General features: G+C 42.2%; 15 protein-coding genes. All 15 read left to right on the top strand.

The features are described 5' to 3' along the window. Positions 1-25 precede the first annotated feature (25 nt). The 15 genes from H8704_RS00250 to H8704_RS00180 all read left to right on the top strand — a co-directional run bounded on the left by H8704_RS00250 (position 26) and on the right by H8704_RS00180 (position 17,757). Positions 26-1,339, top strand: coding sequence for a putative ABC transporter permease (locus H8704_RS00250; protein WP_249296857.1), 1,314 nt, complete (start codon positions 26-28; stop codon positions 1,337-1,339). Positions 1,340-1,364: 25 nt separating this feature from the next. Next, positions 1,365-2,324 (top strand): TAXI family TRAP transporter solute-binding subunit, encoded by a 960-nt coding sequence (locus H8704_RS00245; RefSeq protein WP_249296856.1) that lies wholly within the window; start codon positions 1,365-1,367, stop codon positions 2,322-2,324. Positions 2,325-2,444: 120 nt separating this feature from the next. Beyond that, positions 2,445-3,632 (top strand): sodium/glutamate symporter, encoded by a 1,188-nt coding sequence (gltS, locus tag H8704_RS00240; protein WP_022464829.1) that lies wholly within the window; start codon positions 2,445-2,447, stop codon positions 3,630-3,632. 34 nt (positions 3,633-3,666) lie between these two features. Continuing rightward, complete coding sequence (locus H8704_RS00235; protein WP_249296855.1) at positions 3,667-3,861, top strand: hypothetical protein; 195 nt, start codon at positions 3,667-3,669, stop codon at positions 3,859-3,861. A 379-nt stretch (positions 3,862-4,240) separates the two neighbouring features. Further along, on the top strand, positions 4,241-4,456 hold the full coding sequence (locus tag H8704_RS00230) for a hypothetical protein (RefSeq protein ID WP_249296854.1): 216 nt from the start codon (positions 4,241-4,243) through the stop codon (positions 4,454-4,456). A gap of 28 nt (positions 4,457-4,484) precedes the next feature. Continuing rightward, a complete protein-coding gene (locus H8704_RS00225) occupies positions 4,485-4,787 on the top strand; it encodes a hypothetical protein (RefSeq protein WP_249296853.1) in 303 nt (100 codons plus the stop codon). 34 nt (positions 4,788-4,821) lie between these two features. Further along, positions 4,822-5,151, top strand: coding sequence for a WXG100 family type VII secretion target (locus tag H8704_RS00220; protein ID WP_249296852.1), 330 nt, complete (start codon positions 4,822-4,824; stop codon positions 5,149-5,151). A gap of 17 nt (positions 5,152-5,168) precedes the next feature. Then, positions 5,169-5,474: a hypothetical protein gene (locus H8704_RS00215; RefSeq protein WP_249296851.1), complete on the top strand. Its 306-nt coding sequence runs from the start codon at positions 5,169-5,171 to the stop codon at positions 5,472-5,474. Between the two features lie 116 nt (positions 5,475-5,590). Then, entirely contained in the window at positions 5,591-10,411 is a 4,821-nt protein-coding gene (gene essC, locus H8704_RS00210) for a type VII secretion protein EssC (protein WP_249296850.1), read from the top strand. Between the two features lie 36 nt (positions 10,412-10,447). Next, positions 10,448-10,699 carry an EsaB/YukD family protein gene (locus H8704_RS00205; protein WP_249296849.1) on the top strand — a complete coding sequence of 84 codons (252 nt, stop codon included), beginning with the start codon at positions 10,448-10,450 and terminating at the stop codon, positions 10,697-10,699. Between the two features lie 23 nt (positions 10,700-10,722). Continuing rightward, the gene (locus H8704_RS00200) at positions 10,723-12,324 is read left to right on the top strand and encodes a protein kinase domain-containing protein (protein ID WP_249296848.1); all 1,602 of its coding nucleotides are present in this window, start codon (positions 10,723-10,725) and stop codon (positions 12,322-12,324) included. 58 nt (positions 12,325-12,382) lie between these two features. After that, on the top strand, positions 12,383-13,240 hold the full coding sequence (locus H8704_RS00195; RefSeq protein ID WP_249296846.1) for a PP2C family protein-serine/threonine phosphatase: 858 nt from the start codon (positions 12,383-12,385) through the stop codon (positions 13,238-13,240). Continuing rightward, the gene (locus tag H8704_RS00190; protein WP_249296845.1) at positions 13,237-14,973 is read left to right on the top strand and encodes a hypothetical protein; all 1,737 of its coding nucleotides are present in this window, start codon (positions 13,237-13,239) and stop codon (positions 14,971-14,973) included. Before H8704_RS00195 ends, H8704_RS00190 begins: the two co-directional genes overlap by 4 nt. Before the next feature lie 22 nt (positions 14,974-14,995). Then, entirely contained in the window at positions 14,996-15,724 is a 729-nt protein-coding gene (locus H8704_RS00185) for a PP2C family protein-serine/threonine phosphatase (protein ID WP_249296843.1), read from the top strand. 38 nt (positions 15,725-15,762) lie between these two features. Beyond that, complete coding sequence (locus tag H8704_RS00180) at positions 15,763-17,757, top strand: InlB B-repeat-containing protein (protein WP_249296842.1); 1,995 nt, start codon at positions 15,763-15,765, stop codon at positions 17,755-17,757. Positions 17,758-17,762 lie beyond the last annotated feature (5 nt).

The following is a 17,762-nucleotide window of genomic DNA, read 5'->3' as shown; positions in this document are numbered from 1 at the left end:
TTAATATTGCCAAAAGGAGAAAGTTATGCATCATTTTACCGGATATGAATTATTGTGGCTGTTTTTTATCTATTCCTTTGGGGGATGGGTACTGGAAACAGTGATCGCAACATTAAAGCAGCGGAAATTTGCCAACCGTGGTCTCGTAAACGGACCTTTTTGTGTTATTTATGGATTGACGGTGATATGTATGGCCATCGGTCTGCAGGAGTTGACCGGTTTCTGGCTGTTTGCTTTTGCTGTGATCTATGCTACGATTGCAGAGTGGATCAGCGGTCATTTGATCGAGAAGGCGTTTGGAGAACGCTGGTGGGATTATTCAGGCAGGAGATGGAATCTGGACGGTTACATTTGTCTGACGGCATCTCTGGTCTGGGGAGCTATGGGATATGTGGCAGTCCACTGGGGCAACTACCTGCTTCTGACCCTGATCTCTCTGCTTCCGGGCTTATTGATGAAGATTGTGCTGTTAGCCCTTGCGGGAGTCCTGTTTGTGGATGTTATGGGATCCTTTCTATTGTTGACCGGAAAAAGCCGTTACCCGGAGAGGTGGGAGGCGGCAGAGCAGAGTCTGGACAAGGTAGGTGCCAGACTTAGTGCTTCCATTGCCGGTTTTGTGGAACGGCGTATCCATAAGGCATATCCTAAAGCAAAAAAAGCGGCAAAGACTCCGGAGAGCGTGGGACAGGCTTCACAAGTACGTTTTGCGGCCGGCTGTGGCTTTTATAAGGTGGTCAGCCTGTTTATGATCGGTGCATTTCTGGGAGATATCACTGAGACGATCTTTTGCCGGGTGCGGGCCGGTGTCTGGATGAGCCGCAGCAGTGTGGTCTGGGGACCATTCAGTATTGTCTGGGGGCTGGCGATCGCTCTGGTGTCGTGGATGCTTTACCAGTACCGGAATCGCAGCGACCGTTTTTTGTTTCTGGTGGGAACATTTCTGGGAGGTGCTTACGAATATCTCTGCAGCGTGTTTACTGAACTGGTTTTTGGAAAGGTCTTCTGGGACTACAGCAGGATTCCGTTTAATCTGGGAGGCAGGATCAATCTGTTGTACTGCTTTTTCTGGGGTATTGCGGCAGTGGTCTGGTTTAAGGCATTTCTGCCAAAGGTAGAAAAGGCGATTGAGATGATCCCGGTGCAGGCAGGAAAGCTTTTGGTGTGGCTGATGGTGGTATTTATGAGCTGTAATATTGCCGTGTCCTGCATGGCACTGATCCGGTATGATGAGAGAAGCCGGGGAATCAAGGCAGAAGCATCATGGCAGCAATGGTCCGATACCCATTATGACGACGCAAAGCTGATGAAGATCTATCCCAATGCGGTAGAACCAAAGTAAATCAAAGAGAGGAGTTATCACATAAATGAAAAAAGTAATATCCATTCTGACGTGTCTGTGTCTGCTTATGACCACAGGCTGCAGCAGACAGGAAACGATCCGTTTTGGTGCGGCAGGTGTGGGAGGTATGTATTATCCTTTTGCAAACGCCTTTACTGAGCTTGCGTCAAAGGATGAAACGGGAATTAACTGGAAGGTCAAAAGTACCGCAGGGTCTGCAGCGAATCTGCGTCTGCTTTCCGACAATTATATTGAGCTTGGCATTGCCCAGGCGGATCTGATCGAGGATGCCTATTACGGAAAGGGGAGCTTTCATTCCGGAAAATACCGTGGTTACAAAGCGGTGGCAAGTCTTTATCCGGAGGCATGTCAGATCGTCGTCAGGAAAGATTCCGACATTACCTCGTTAGATGATCTGGAGGGAAAAAATGTCAGTGTCGGTGAGGAGGAATCCGGCACAGAGCGGAATGCCACACAGATTCTGGAAATGTGCGGTTTACCGGACAATCTGGTAAATACGAAAAATCTTGATTATACAGATGCAGCAGATCAATTGGCGGAAAAGAAGATTGATGCCTTTTTCTGTACCGCCGGTATTTGCACTACAGTGATAGAAGAATTAACAAAGGAATGTGATATCCGGCTTTTGGAAATTCCGGAAAGCTGTCGTCAGAAGCTGAAAAAGGCATATTCCTTTTATGATGACTATGTAATTCCGGCAGGCACATATTCCGGACAGACGGAGGATATTCAGACCATTAGTGTCCAGTCGGTGCTTCTTGCCAGCAGCACCCTGTCGGAAAAAACAGTGCAGAAGCTGACGGCATCATTGTTTAAGCATATTAAGGATATACAGTATTCTATATCTATTAATTTGCAGTTGACACCACAGGAGGCAGTGAAGGGGATAACAATTCCGTTTCATCCGGGAGCAGAGACATATTACAAACTGGAAGGTGTGGAGCTGCCCGAAGTGGAATCATAAAGGCCGTACACCTGCACCAAAAGCAGGATGGCTGAAAACAAAAAGGCGGAGAAAGACCGCTTTGCAGTTTTGGCGTAAAGCTCAGACTGCGCAGACGTTTGGAAAGGTTTGGTTATTTATATGAAGATTCAGTTAGACATGTATCAGACATTGGCAGCAGCTGTACTTGTTCTGATGCTGGGAGCATATTTAAAAAGTAAGATTCATTTTCTGGAGCAGTTTTGTATTCCGGCTCCTGTGGTAGGAGGTCTCTTATTTGCGATTTTTACATGTATCTGTTATGTGACAGGGATTGCGGAGTTTTCCTTTGATGATATTCTCCGAGAGGTTTGTATGGTATTCTTTTTTACCTCTGTGGGATTTCAGGCAAACCTGAAAGTTCTGAAAAGCGGTGGTAAATCTCTGGTAGTATTTCTGGGGCTTGTGATCCTTCTGATCATATCACAGAATCTGGTAGCCGTAGGAATGTCAAAGGTGCTGGGGCTTAGCCCTCTGATCGGTATGTGTACCGGATCGATCCCGATGGTGGGAGGTCATGGCACGGCAGGAGCCTTTGGTCCTGTTCTGGAGGATTTTAATATTGACGGGGCAACGACAATCTGTACAGCGGCCGCAACATTCGGTCTGATCTGTGGAAGTCTGATCGGTGGACCACTGGGAAAACGTCTGATTGAAAAGAAAAATCTTCTGGAAACAGCAATTCCGGAGGATGACAGCCTTCTGGTGGAGGAGGAGGAAAAGCATGAGCGTCATACCAATATGTATCCGGCGGCAGTGTTTCAGCTGATCCTTGCCATTGGTCTGGGAACGATCTTTTCGTATTTTCTGACGAAGACAGGAATGACCTTCCCGATTTATATCGGAGCCATGATCGCTGCAGCACTGTTCCGCAATATTGGTGAGTATACCGGCAAATTTACGATCCATATGGGAGAGATCAATGATCTGGGTGGTATTTCCCTTTCCCTGTTCCTTGGTATTGCGATGATTACCTTGAAGCTATGGCAGCTTGCAGATCTGGCACTTCCATTGTTTATTCTGCTTGCAGTTCAGGTGCTGCTGATTGCCCTGTTTACTTATTTCATCGAGTTTAATATTATGGGCAGGGATTATGATGCGGCTGTGCTGGTGGCAGGAACATGCGGTTTTGGTATGGGAGCCACACCAAATGCTATGGCAAACATGCAGGCAATCTGTGAGAAGTATACCACATCCGTGAAAGCCTATCTGCTGATTCCGTTGGTGGGAAGTTTATTTGCGGATTTTATAAACAGTCTCGTAATTACATTTTTTATTAATTTTATATAATGATATAAGGGTCATTTAATGGAGGAATGAGAAAATGTTTGGAAAAAAGAAAAATACGGATGGAAAGAAAAATTATGATCTGACTTATGAAAATCTGGCAATTCCGGAAATTCATACCCACGAGGCAGAGGAGCCGGTGGGTCAAGAACAAAAGGAAACGGATCAGAAACCGGAGGTAGTTTATGACAGCGTGGCAATTCCGGAAGTACATATCCGAAAGAAAAAGTGAAAAAAATGGAAAGAATCCGAAACCAAGAGTGTGATAGAATATGTAAATGAAAGACGCAAAATATATATTGGATAGTATTGACATATTTTAATTAGAAAAATTGTGCAATATTTCTATAAAATATATTTTTTGTAAATGGTAATATGGTGGAGTAGATGATATAGGACCGTCTAAAGGCCGATAAATACGGCACTTGGACGGTCTTTGTTATTGTAAGTGAAAGAAAATGGTGTCAGAGGAAAGGCGGAAAAAAGAGAAAAAGTGAAAAAAACGGAAAGGTTTCAAGGAAGTGCCTGTGATAATATTTTATATGTAACGAAAGTTATGGGTCTGAAATATATGGAAGATCATAATACAGTTGTTTTTTTGGACGTATTTTATGAGAGTAAGAAAGGAGGGAGCAGTACCGGAGATGAACTGGCAGAATGAGTGTGAATGGAAGCTTAATGATCTGCAGAACAGGGTGAGGGAGGAAATGGAAGAAATTTCAACAAACCTTGGTGGCAACATGGAAAAAGCATATCGGGAAGTACGAAAAAAACAATTGAAAATGATAAAAGAAATCAAAGATGATATTCGAACCGTTTATCAGTAATGAAGAGACACGAAAGGAGATAAGAATTATGGGAGCAATAGGCGAAGTAGTTATGACACTGGGAGAAGTAAATGACATTGTCAGAAGTGGACAGGAAGTTACAGATACTGTAGATGAGATTATGAAGGACGTAGAAGTTATTTTAAGAGCATTAAATGCGGCATCAGAGGGCGAAATGGCTGAAAAGCTGGATAATCTTGTGACAAAGCTGGGAGAAGTAGTGAAAGCCCTGATCGAGGTTGCATTGGGATTTTTCGAGATTTTAAAACAGACCAAAGAAGAAATTGAAAACAGAGACCGGGAAGGTGCAAATACTCTGAGTTTAGATTAATTAAGATAAAAATATTGAAGGGAGATATTGAATTATGGCAAGTACACTTAGAATTAAGGTATCTGAGGAGAAATATAGAGAGACGATTAATAAGTTAGGAGAGAAGATCAGCGAATTACAGGAGTGTCTCAGCCGACTGCAGAATTTAAAGAATAAATTATCCTCTGCATATACAGGTCCTGCAGCTGAAAAGGCATTAGAGGCTTTGCAGCAGAATGAACAAAATGTAAAGACAACATTGGAAAAGGTTCAGAAGCAGAAAGAAAAAATACAGCAGTATATTGACAGCATGGGAAGCTGGAATGAAGATGCTTCTAAGAAATATGAAGAGGCAACTGCAAAAGCAAAAAATATTTTCAACTAATTCAGGAGTAACAAATTATGGCAGAAGACATAATTATTTATCGGGATACCTGGATGCAGAAGGTTATTGAGGAGTTGGATATGGAATATTACGAGATCAAAAAGCTGCGTCAACAGGTCAAAAAAGAATACATATCTGCAGCCGGTGTGCCGAAAATGCGAATGGAAGAGCTCCTAAAACGGTTGAGGAAGCTGGAAGATAGCCTGCAAAAAACAAAAGAGGCAATGGAACAATCCAGACAGAACTGGCAGAGCACAGACCGGAAAATACAGAAAAAGTATGAAGAGGCGTTGGCGGAAGCAGCCGGTATTAATGGAATTTAATGGGTGTGGGAAGAAAATGAAGGGGAGAGAATAACAGCCGGAGATTTGATTATAAATTCTCTGTCTGTATTCTCTGCCCTTTTGTGGAAAAGAGGCAAAACACAAGGAGATAAAAAATGTCCGATTTAGAGAATCGTCAATACGATACCTATGATGGAAAATCAAGGGTAATGGATGAGGCAATAGAAATAGCAAATGTAATGAAAGAAAAAAATGTGGAGACACAGGGAATGAGAGTATCTTTGATCGAGAAGGAGGGAAGGATACATTCTTTATGGCTGCCAAATAAGCCGGAAGGCAGATTTAAATTTACGGGAATTGCGGAGAATGAAATCAGCAGTGATCTATATATAGAAGCCAGAAATGGTTTTTGGTTTTTATGCAGTGTTGGCAGTGCAGGTCTGATGGCAGCAGATGGACAGAGAAGATCCGATGTTCTTATCCAGGACAGGAGTTTTATCTATGCGGAGAATGATGTGAGTATGTGCATCGTTTTTGCAGAAGATATCACAAAAGCAAACACGGTTTTCCATAATTATATGATGATGAAGCACGAAGAGATTCATATTGGACGGGCGTTGGAAAACGATATTATCTTTTATAATAAGCTGGCATCAAAGCATCATGCTGTATTATTCTGGGAAAATGAAAAGCTTTTTATACAGGATGAAAACAGTACAAATGGAGTTTTTGTCAATGGAACCCGCATTGATAAAGCTGCGTTAAAAGCAGGAGATATTATTTATATTTTTGGATTACGGATTATTGTAGGAATAAATTATCTTAGTATCAATTCGGACATGAAGGATGTAAAGATCAATTCGGAAAAACTGATTTCTGCACAGCATATTAATTTTTCGGATGAGGGCAGAGATATGATTATGGAGTATCATCCGGAATTTTTTAACCGTTATCCCCGTCATCGAATGGCGATAGCACAACAGGATATTATGCTGGAGGCCCCGCCTCTTTCTTTGAATGGAAATAATATTCCTCTTTTACTTCGAATGGGCGGTTCGATGGTAATGAGTGGAGCTTCTATGCTGGCAGGTAATATGGTTTCCATGTTCAGTTCTGTTTTATTTCCGGTATTAACACAGAAGTACACGGATAAGCAGCGCAAGGAATATGAGGAGCGCAGAGAACAAAAATATACGGAATATCTCGTGAATAAAAAACAGGAGATTAAAAGTGAGATTTTGCAGGAGCAGGAGGCATTAGAAAACAATTATCCGAATTTGTCAGATACACTGGAGTTTGCGGAAAAGGGAAAAAGACTTTGGGAACGCCGTAGTGTTGATGATGATTTTATGACGATCCGTATGGGTTATGGGGATTATCCGATGTTAGCAAATCTGGATTACCCGAAGCATGGCTTTGAAATTGATACCGATGCCATGGTAAAGAAAATGTATGAATTGGCAGATGCACCGAGAATGCTGACCAATGTGCCGGTTATGGTATCGTTTTGTGAAAACTATGTCAGTGGTGTGTTGGGAAAACGAAAAACTGCTTTGGAGTTTGTGCGGAATTTCATTATGCAGATTGTTATGATGCATAGCTACGATGAATTGAAAATCGTATTGATCGGCAATGAGAAGGAAGTGGGTGCGTTACAGTTTGTGCGGTATCTGCCGCATTTCTGGAATGATCAGAAGGATTTTCGTTATCTGGCATGCGATATGAATGACGCATATCAGGTAGCAGAATATCTGAAAAAGGAAATCGGGGAAAAGAAGGAACGGGATGTGGACTTGAAGGACGTTCTGAAGGAAAGAGCATATTATATGATCATTGCTTTGGACAAAAAGCTGTTTGACAGTATGGAATTCCTGAAGGAAGTAATGAAAGAGGAAAAGAACCGCGGCGTTTCTGTGATGACGGTATTTGATGAGCTTCCGAAGGAGTGTTCTTTAATCTTTGATCTGAAGGAAAATGGAGAACATTCCATTATTAATCTGCGGGAAGTGGACAAAAACAATATTACATTTAAGCTGGATCAGTATCAGGATATTTTGGGCAGAAAAAGCATGGAAAAGCTGGCTAATACAAATTTGCGTATGGTGTCTCAGGCATATGCCCTGCCTAAAATGATTACCTTTCTGGAAATGTTTGATGTAGGAAGAATTGAGCATCTGGTTTCAGCAAATCGCTGGAAAGAAAATAATCCGGTGAAATCTCTGGCAACACCGGTTGGAATCAGTACAGATGGCAGCTTATTCTGTCTGGATCTTCATGAAAAATATCAGGGACCACATGGATTAGTGGCCGGTATGACAGGATCCGGAAAGAGTGAATTTATTATTACATACATTTTATCAATGGCAGTGAATTTTCACCCGGATGAAGTTGCGTTTATTCTGATTGATTACAAGGGCGGCGGTCTGACCGGTGCTTTTGAGGATGAAAAAAGAGGGATCCATCTGCCACATCTGGTAGGAACTATCACTAATCTGGATGGAGCATCTATTCAACGGTCACTTGTCTCTATTCAGAGTGAATTGAAGCGTCGTCAGAGGATTTTTAATGAAGTAAAAAGTGCCACAAATGAAGGCACAATGGATATTTATACATATCAGAAGCTTTACAGGGAGCAGAAAGTGAAAGAACCTTTGCCGCATTTGTTTATTATATCCGATGAGTTTGCAGAGCTGAAAAAACAGGAGCCCGAATTTATGGACCAGTTGATCAGTGCAGCCCGCATTGGGCGAAGCCTTGGTGTGCATTTGATCCTGGCAACGCAGAAGCCATCCGGTGTTGTGGATGATCAGATCTGGAGTAATACGAAATTCCGTGTGTGTCTCCGTGTACAGGATCGTTCCGACAGCTTTGAAATGCTGAAACGTCCGGAGGCGGCAGAATTAAAGGACACCGGACGTTTTTATCTGCAGGTGGGTTACAATGAATATTTTGCGCTGGGTCAGTCAGCATGGTGTGGGGCAGATTACGAGCCGCAGGATGAAGTCGTGGTTCAGAAAGATGAAGAACTGCTTCTTTTGGATTCGGTAGGACAGTCCATTGTGAAGAAAAAACCGGCGGTGAAAAAGAACATTTCCGGTGAAAAGCAGATTGTAACAGTGGTAAATGCTATTTCAGAGCTTGCAAGGAAGGAACAGATCGAGCCGAGACAGCTGTGGAAGGATGCGCTGGGTGCCCATATCAGTCTCAAGGATATACAGGAGCAGTATGAGATGGGAGACAGGAAAGGAAAGCTGCAGGCCGTTACGGGAGTGGTAGATGCTCCGGGCAGACAGTCACAGTTTCCGTTGCAGATTGATCTGATGAATACGGGAAATCTTATGCTGGTGGGTGAAACAGGAAGTGGAAAAACTAATTTTATCCAGACTATGCTGTTTGATCTGGTAGCAAATAATTCACCGGAGGAACTGAATTTTTATATTCTTGATTTTTCCAGCCGAAATCTGTCAATCTATCGTGAGGTTCCTCACTGTGGAGAAGTTTTGACGGACGAGAGCGAAGAAAAAATTGTACAGGTTTTTGATATTATTGAAAATATTATTCGGGATCGACGGGATAAATTTGCAAAAGTCAATGTCAGCACGATTCAGGCCTATCGTAAGATTGAAAAAATACCGGTGGTACTTCTTGTGATTGATAATATTTTAGGATTTGATGAGTTTCGGGATAAAAGTGAATATATTTCGAAGATCAGCGATTTTATGAGCAATGGAGTCAGCTATGGTGTACGTGTGATCTTTACGATCAACCAGATTAACGATTGTCCGTCAAAGCCGAGACGATTATCCAATTCAAAATACGTGCTGCGAGCGAGAGACCGTTATGTATATTCTGATATTCTGGACTGCCGTTGCCGTTATGAGCCGGCGGATATTTTAGGAAGAGGTATTTGTGTATTGGATGGGGAGTGCTATGAGTTCCAGGCAGCACTTCCGTTTGATGATGTCAATGAGGTGGATCGTATGGAGCGCATTAAGGGGGCTTTGAAGGGCATTGCACAGAGAGATGCGTCCTTCGGTGCAGCCAAGGGGCTGGAGGTCATTGATGAAGAACAGGAATACGAGGAATTCTGTACTTCCTTTGAACATGAGAGAATACCGTTAGGATATTCTCTGGACAACAAAAAAGTGGCAATTCCGTTGCAGCAGATGTATTCGTGTTCGTTGTATTTCGGAAATACCCGGAGAACGAGGCAGATCTTTAACAACTTTATTTATGCCATGAAACGGGAGAAAGCAGAAATTATACTGATCCCGCAAAAGGAAAATAGTGTCTGGAGTGGCAGGGAGGACATTCGGGAGACGGTTGATGATATTTACGACCTGAAAGAGGATGGAGTGAAACAGCTTATGGATCGGCTGCAGCAGCTTGTGATGTCCAATAAACAGTACAGAAACGAATATTGTGAAAAGGAAAAGATTACAGACTGGGCACAGCAGGAAAATGTAAACCGGTGGAGAAAATATGTGCGGCAGCAGACAAAACCGGTTGTGGTTTTCATAGAGTCTTACATGGATTTTGCGTTAAATGTTGATGTGGAAAATGCTGCTTTTCTGGCACAGTATTTTGAAATGTGCGTTGGTTTTAATGTGTATTTTATTGCAGGCTTTTACAGTGATGATGAGGAAAAGAGAAATCAAAAGATGTTTCCGAATGGTAAAGCTGATGAAGAGGAGCAGGATGAGGAGAAGGAACGTCAAAGGGCAGAAATAAGGCAGGCCTTGGCCGGATTGCAGGAAAGCTACAATAAAGATAAATTTACGCTGTTATTTGGTGGAAATTATAAGAGCCAGAATCTGGTTCCTTTATCGGCCGGTTATGACAAAGAGACGCAAAATGATCCGAAGGACGATAATAAAATGCTGATGTACTACAGAAATACATTGTATTCTATGGTGATGCCACTGGGAGAACTGGCGGCTGCTCCTTGTGACGCGGATGAGAAGCCGATTATCTAGTCTATTGTGCAATGGAGGAAAGGCAAGGGTTTAACTATGGATAAATTATTGGTAAATATTTATATTCCGGCATTGGAAAAAAATTACGATATGTTTATTCCGAATTTTTTACCTATCGGAACTGTGATAGAGCTGATCGGACAAATGATAGAAGAGGTTTCAGATCATAAATACATTTCTTCGGGACAGGAATTTTTATGTTCCGTTGATAAAAATATATTGTTGAAACAAAATATGACATTGCAGGAATATGGTGTACGAAATGGTGAACATATGCTGTTTTGTTAGATTTTTGGAAAGGATAGACGGTTATGGACAAGATACAGGAACAATGGCCGGAGTGGCAGGCAGAGGAGCTTTTGGGAAAGGGAACCTTCGGCGAAGTATATAAGGCAAAAAAAGAGGTATATGGGAACGTATCCTATGCGGCGATCAAGGTGATCGAGATTCCTAAAGATCCGTCAGAGGTACGGGATCTTCAGCAATCGGATATGGATGAGAATTCGATACAAACTTTTTATGAGGATATGATTCATAATCTGATGTCGGAGATTCAGATTATGGAATCCATGAAATCCGCTAATGTTATTGTGGGAATCGAAGATTATAAAGTAGTCCGGAAAGAGCCGATCAAATGGGAAATTTTTATTCGCATGGAGCTTTTGACCGATTTGCAAAGCTATCTGGAAAAACATCCTATGACCGGTCGGGAAGTGGTAAAACTGGGCCTGGATATCTGTGAAGCGTTAAAGAACTGTGCCATTGCCGGAGTGGTTCACAGGGATGTAAAAACGGATAATATTTTTGTCAATTCCTTTGGGTCTTTTAAGCTGGGGGACTTTGGCATTGCAAAACAGCTTGGAAGCAGCCTTTCTGCAATGTCCCAGAAAGGAACCAATATGTATATGGCGCCGGAAGTATACCGGGGAGAGCCATATGATGCCAGAGTGGATATTTATTCGTTGGGAATATTGCTGTACCGGATGTTTAACCGCTGTCGCTTTCCGTTTATGCCTTTGTGGCCGGAGCCCATCCGATATACCGACGATCAGAAAGCAACATTTCAGCGGTTGTCGGGTAAAAAGATCCCACCAATTCAGAATATACCGGAGGGGTTATCGGATATTGTGCTCAAAGCATGTGCATACGATAAAGAGATGCGTTATCAGACAGCAAGAGAGTTGCAAAAGGATCTGGAAAAATATGTGGATTCTCCGGAACTGGAAGATATTGTGACGAAGGGGAAAAAAGACAAGGCGGCGGAAATAGAAGAGCCGCCGGAGAAAAAGCCGGCAGAGGATTACAGGGATGTTGTACCCCCTGAAATACCGAAAGAAGACCGGGCAGAAAGCCGGAAGGAAATCCAGCCACGGCAGGAAACGGTAGAAGAAGAGGAACAAAATACTCCTGAGATGGCGCAGGTGAGAATTTGTCCGAGATGTGGAGGCAAAGGAGTGATTCAGGTAAGAGGCAAAACAGAGTCAGGAATGACTTATATGCCGCAGACCTGCCCGGAATGTCAGGGGACGGGAAAGGTCAATGCCTCCTCTATGTCGTTAAGTGAATTTGCAGATGAAAAAACATATGCGGCCTTTGGCTTTGCCTCACGGTTTTCTGAGAAAAAAAAGCAGATTGCAGAACCAAATAAGCAGGAAAAGAAAGAATCGGAGAAAGAGAAGAAGCTGGAAGGAAAAGAGTTGTCATCCGGAGAGGGGTCTGCCTCAAAACTCCATAAACAATCTCCGATTGACTGGAAAGACGAGCCGATTTTTGTGGATGAAGAACGAAGAAAAGTTAATATTAAAAAAATTGCCGGAGACATATCGGGAGAGGATTCCGGATCATTCTCAGGCAGGGAACAGCAAGAAAAGTCTGGGGCGTGGCAACAGTTTATGATGCATTTTCGCAAATAAAAGGAACAGGATACATTTAGGAGGAAAACATAAAGTGATGACAGAGGGGAGGCGGCATATGCGGCTATGGGAAAATATGAAAGGCTTTTTTCATAAAAATAATGTTGAGAAAATCACCTTTTATGCAGAAACGGCAGCTGTAACGAATGTGGGACTGCGGCGAAGTGAAAATGAAGACAATTATTATTTTCATGGAGCCTGTCTGCCATTGTCTCACAATGAGAAAAGCGAGGTGGTTTCGTGGAAGTTCGAAATGGACAAGACACAGGTGCTTGCTGTTTTTGATGGTATGGGAGGAGAAAGTGCCGGAGATCTGGCATCTTATACCAGTGCGAAGACGTTTGAAGTGTATGTACGGCAGTGGAGGGAATCAGACCAAATGCCCTCTGAGAATGATGTCGGGGAAATGCTGAATCACGTTAGTCAGACAGTATATGAGAAAGCCAGAGAAAACCAGTATCGATTGATTGGCTCTACCGCAACAGTTTTGTTTTTGCGAAGAGACGAGGCATTGATTGCTGATCTGGGAGACAGTCCGATGTATTTGCAGAGGGATGGGGAACTGGATCGAATCTCAGTACCCCATACTGATGAAGAACTGCTCAGGCAGCAGGGGATTCAGAGGAAACCGGGATTGACACAGTTTCTTGGTATAGACACGGAGGAAATGCGTCTGGAACCGTATGTACAACAGATGGAGCTTCGGGACGAAGATCAGTTTTTACTTTGCAGCGATGGCTTGACAGATATGGTGCCGGAGGTGGAAATTCACGAAGTCTTATCGGGAAAGAAATCTGTCCGTGAAAAAGTACAGATACTGATGGAAAGAACACTTCAATATGGAGGAAGGGATAATGTGACGATTATTCTTTGCAAAATAAATAAAAATGATAACACGAAGGGAGAAAAAAAATGAATAACAAATGGAGAAAATTAATATCGCTTGTATTGGCGTTTGCAGTGACAATGACGGGAATTGTAAATAATACGGTGGCAGTGAAAGCGGATAATATGAGTGAAATGGTAACGATCACATTCACGACCGGAAACGGGAATAATGAGTCTGGATATCTTTCGGTATCCGGAAGTGGAGAGTATACATATGAGGTACCGGACACGTCTGGAATTATCAGTACATCCAGCTTTAAAAATCTGATGTTTTTAAATACAAATACCTCGTCTCAATTAAAAATCACGGTGAAAAGTATTGTGATCAATGGAACAGCTTTCAACACAAACCAGGCACTCGATATCACCTCTGATACAGCAAATGGAATGCCAAACATATGGAGTATCGATAAGGGGGTGATCTATAGTAATGGTACAAAGGATATTTATCATACCAGCTCTATAAATAATGGAGATATTGTCTATCGTGAAGATGGAGTTGTAAAGAAGATCACATCGGTAAAATATGTTTTTACAATTGAAGCACCGGCAAAGACTCTTCCATTATCGGAGGAGGAGGGATATAAAGCATTTTTGATGTTTACAGACAGTGAATGGAAGTGGTCCAACATGTCCCTGAATACTGCAAATGGAGGAACAGGAGCAGGAACGGATGCTACGATCACGGGAAACGGTACTTATACAGTTTCGATTGATAAGACAGCTTTTCCAAACGAAAGCGCAGCGAAAGGTATTTCTGTGTTTTGTGTGGATATGGTAGGAATGGCGAAGGCAAAAAACTTTAATGCCGCCAATGTTGTTGTAAAGGATGTCATTATCAAATGTGATGGAAAGAAGATTGCTTCGGATGCATCCCATATGTTTGTTGGAGATATTGAGGCAAACGGTAATCTTCGAATTGAGCTGTGCAATATGTATGGATATAGATATGGCGCATTTCAAACCATTAATTCTCCGGGATTTGATGCAACCAATTTTACATTTTCGGAGTCGCTTTCTGTAACATTCACATTGGAAGGGATTACCGAGGGATCGACACCGGAGTATTCTTTTGTAGATGAAAATAACACAGTATTGATCCACACAGCATCCGGTATTACAGAGGCAGATGATGCGGCAACGGAAACGGTAATACCGGACTCCCAGAAGATCAGCGGATGTAAAGCAAGAATGAAATATAGAAAAAAGGGTGTTCGGTATGAAAGATATGTGGAGCTTACATGGAAACAGGGAAAAGACGTTGCAGGTTTTGAGGTATATCGTTCCGATGGAACTTCGACAAAACCGGTCAGAATTGCTACGGTAACAAATGGAGATACCGGGGTCTTTAAGGATGAAAATATTGAACCGAACACAAGATACAGATATATAGTATGGCCTATGGTGTTAACTCCGGGTTTGGAGTTGCAGAGAGCTCAAATGAATGAAAGTGAAAAAAATGGATATATCACATCTATCAAAGTAGGAAAAACATTGAAAAAACCGTCAGTATCTTTAAAAACATCCCGGAATAATCTTATCTTAACATTTAAGGGGGCAGAGGGACGGAAATATCAGACACAGTATCGTTGGGCAGGAAAGAAAAAGTGGAAAATGCAGACGAAGCTTCAGGGAGCTGTTCAGCGTAAAATTGTGAGAAGTACCAGAAGTAAAGGATATTATCTGCGGGTGAGAACATATTCTGTTGTGAATGGAAAGAAATATTACAGTCCATGGTCTTCCGCAATGCTGGTAAAATAGCACAGAAAAAGTAGGTGAATCAATGATTTTATATGCACAGGTGTCTTGTCAGGGGAACCGGGAATACAATGAGGACCGGGTGAAAATATGCCGGAAATCTGGAGGGTATACTTTTGGGCTTGCCGATGGTCTGGGAGGTCATGGCCACGGGGATATGGCAGCAGAACTGGCGGTGGGTGCAATCGCATCTGACCGGAAAGAAAAAGAGATAAGGGAAGTGCTGGAGGATTATTTTGATCAGGCACAAAAAAATGTTCTGGAGAAAAAAAATCAGGACAGGCAATACCTTAATATGATGACAACGATGGTGGCAATGGAGGTCTGCCACCATCAGATTGGCTGGGGGCACATAGGAGATTCCAGACTGTACTATTTTCAGGACAGAAAATATGTATCCCATACATTGGATCACAGTGTGCCGCAAATATTGGCATCAAGAGGAGAAATAAAGGAGTCCGATATCAGGCACCATCCGGATCGGAACCGCTTACTTCGTTCGCTTGGTTCAGAATGGGATCAAAAGCCGCAGTGTGTTGACCGGGTGATAGAACAAACCGGAAGACAGCAGTTTTTATTGTGCTCCGATGGCTTCTGGGAATATATTGAGGAACGGGAAATGGAACAGATATTGCAGAACTCTCTGACTCCCGGCCAGTGGTTAAAAAAAATGAAAAAAGTTATTTTGAAAAATGGTCATGGATATAATATGGATAATTATTCGGCAGTGGCAGTCTGGTCAAAATCGAAGTGACAGAAATTACGATAAACATGGGTTTGGAGGATCTTTCGATGAAAAGGATAAATAAATTAATATTGTTTTGCGTGTTAATTATCGGTTCACTGATCAATGTGAAATCAGCAAAAGCGTATACGTTTAACATCAGCACGATACCGTGCACGAACAATCAGGGGTGCAATGCGACAGGATGCGGATATTATGGACAAACGACATATTTCAATTTGTGGGATGCTTCGGTGAGTAACACAATGAAGTCGGTAACATTATCAATATATAAAGACGGCAATTATGATATTGGAAATTCCAGCAGTGCAAATAATTACATGAATTATACAAACATGGGATTTACATTTTATAATACCGGAAAATATACCTATCACTTTGATGGAACCTGCAAGGATGGCAGTTCTTTTTATGGCGATGGAGAATTTTATATTTATGATATCGCAGCATCCATTTCTTCCAGTCCATCAGCAAGATCTGTTAAGCTGGGGACATCGTCTACCTTTTCTGTATCCGTAAGTAAAGGAAGTCATCTGTCCTATCAATGGGGCTACAATTATGATGGTTCAACTTCAACCTGGCATTTAATTGATGGAGCAACAAGTAGCAGTTATACCATTTCCGCATCGGACATGACAGCCTCCTGCAACGGAAGATACTATTTCTGTCGCGTATCCAATTATGGTAATGATAATGTTTTTTCTACACCGGCGAAGTTAACGGTATATTCTACGATATCATACAATTCTAACGGAGGAATGGGAGCTCCTTCCTCAGTGAATAAAAATTGTGATACAAGTGTGACGATCAGTTCACAAAAGCCAACAAGAGAAGGGTATGAATTTTTGGGGTGGTCAACAAGTAGTGTAGCAACTTCCGCCAATTCGTCATATGCGCCGGGAAGTATTTACAGTGCAAATGAAAATATAACATTGTATGCCGTCTGGAAACAAAAAACATATGCAATTATTTATTATGCGAATGGAGGTAAAAATGCACCGGACAGTCAGATTAAAAATCATGGAACCTCCATTTATCTGAGTAACTCTAAACCAACAAGAGAAGGGTATGAATTTTTAGGCTGGTCAACAAGTAGTACTGCAAGTTCCACCAATTCGTCATATGCACCGGGGAGTACATATAATACAAATGCAAATTTGTCACTTTATGCAGTATGGAAGCAGGTGAATAATGCAACCCCGTCACCGGTGGTAACATCTGCTCCGCCTAAAACGGCAGCTCCAACAGCAACGGTGACTATAACACCAATTCCCACGGCACGAGTGACCATAGCACCAACTCCGACAGCCTGGGTAACAGTAGCGCCAGTACCAACAGTACCGGTGATAACAGCACCGGTTACTACCAGTATTCCTTCTAAGACGGCTTTTGCGCAACAGACTTCAAAACCGTCTCCTCAAAATACAAGTACTTCACTGCCGGTTAAATCTTCAAACACAGCAAGGCTTACGGTTAGTGGATTGAGGGCCGTCTCTTCCTATGTGAAGCAGTCGGGCTTTTGTTACCGGAAAGTGGTGAATCTTAGTTGGAATAAGTCACCAAAAGCAGATGGATTTTATGTTTATCGGAAAGAAGGTGCATCTTCCGAAAAGAAGATCGCAGATGTGCCTATGGGGGATGCAATCAATTATACTGACCGAAGTGTAAAAACAGGAGAAACATACACATATCGTATTTTACCTTATACGGAAACAGATGATGGAGAGAGGACGGCAGGCAATTTTAGCAGTAAACAAACGCTTCGGATTGGTGATTCATTGAAATTGCCCAAGGCTTCTGCTTCGACCAAAGGAAAACATATGACATTAAGCTTTCAGCAGGCTGAGGGAAAATATTATGAAACACAATATAGTTGGAACGGAAAAAAGTGGAAAAATCAAAGCAGAATGAAAGGAAAACTGCAAAAAAAGATTGTAAAAAAAATAAAAGCTAAGGGCTTTTTTCTGAGAGTCCGCAGCTATGATATTGTGAATGGCAAAAAGATATACAGTAAATGGTCAGCCGGTCTGAAAGTGAAATAAACAGA

It is taken from the genome of Jutongia huaianensis (genome assembly GCF_014384985.1).
Classification (GTDB): Bacteria; Bacillota; Clostridia; order Lachnospirales; family Lachnospiraceae; genus Jutongia; species Jutongia huaianensis.
Note: the sequence above shows the minus strand (reverse complement) of the source record. Positions and strands in the feature narration are given on the sequence as shown.